1 pseudogene is annotated in these 1,299 nt (G+C 66.4%); it reads left to right on the forward strand.

Features of this window, described 5'->3' with window-relative positions:
• Positions 1–119: 119 nt before the first annotated feature.
• Positions 120–368 (forward strand): annotated as a pseudogene (locus tag ABZY11_RS44250) (transposase); the annotation flags it as partial.
• Positions 369–1,299: the final 931 nt, after the last annotated feature.

Genomic DNA, 1,299 nt, shown 5'->3' on the forward strand with positions numbered 1-1,299 from the left:
CGTTCCCCCCCCGCCGTAGCGGACGGCCCCCCCACCCCACGCTTGTAGGTCTGGGTAGCAGACCCGCCCCCAGGGCGCCCCCGCGGGGGCGCCCTTCGGGCGTATCTCCTCCAAAGACCTACAAGAACCACGACCTGGTGGAAGCCGAACGCGAGATCGGCTGCCGGATCCTGCCCGCCCGCGTGCTGCGGCAGACCGACAAGTTCGCGGTCGAGCGTCAGTTCCTCACGATCCAGACCATGCTCTTCGAGCACCTGCTGGGCTTCACCGGCGGCGACGTCGCGGACCGCGGAGCCGACCCGGAACGCGACGCGAGCCTCACGCTCGCGCAGGCCGAGCACATCATCGCGACCTGGATCGTCGATCTGTTTACCGACCGCGGGAGTCCATGGATGGCCTTCGACCTGCGGTGATACGTAGCGTACATGTACTCGACGGGAGAGCAAGAGGGGTCGGGAAGTCTGCCTTCAAGCAGCGGACAGGCCGGACGGTCGGAGCCGCATTGACCGGAACGGCCTCACTCTGGAAGGGTGTTGTCCATGACGAACCAACGAAAGGCCTATGGCGCGTAGACGGCCAAGCCAGGTGCGCGCCAAGTTGTCGCGCAGGCCCCGCCCGGAGCCCGGCAGGAAGACCGTTTCTGGGGTTTCGGCGCGCGCACAGATCGAAATTGCCGCGTTCGAGGATTCACATTTTTTTGGACCAGGGCATATCGCCGACAGGTTGGCTTGGTGGGCCAGGTCCGTTCGTCGGCCGGTCCGTGAGCTGACGGATCAACGGCGCCGTGGCTGCAGAGATGAAATGTGCTGTCCCTCTCCCGCCCGCATTGCCGTGCAGCCTCGAGAAACGCTGGAGGAGGCCCTGTGCGGGCTGCCGCCATGTGCATCGCGGGAGCTCCGACGGCTGGTTGATCCGCTTGACGAGGTCTACCGGTCCCGCACGGTTGCGGACCCCGATGGCGATCCTTCTCAGCCATGGTGGATGCGGAGATGCTGAACCTCGGACAGGGGGATGCCTCCGTAAGCGCCCCTCCGCCGTCCGGCCGGAGTCCGGATCATGCCCGCGGTGTGGCACCGGGCGGGAATTCCGCGAATGGTTTGACGCGGCGCTGTGCGTGGTGTGTGACGACTGGCGTGAAGGCGTCTGCAGTGATGCTGATTGCGTGTGCTGCCGGCGGCGGCCCGAACGACCGAGCCTTGCCTGGTGTCGGCGTACGGACTTAGATCCCCAGTTGCGTACCTTTCTTCGTCCCCACCTGTCAGGCCACGTCCGTCTCGCGCTCGATGGCCTGGAGGCGGT

Source organism: Streptomyces sp. NPDC006510 (genome assembly GCF_040611955.1).
GTDB lineage: Bacteria > Actinomycetota > Actinomycetes > Streptomycetales > Streptomycetaceae > Streptomyces.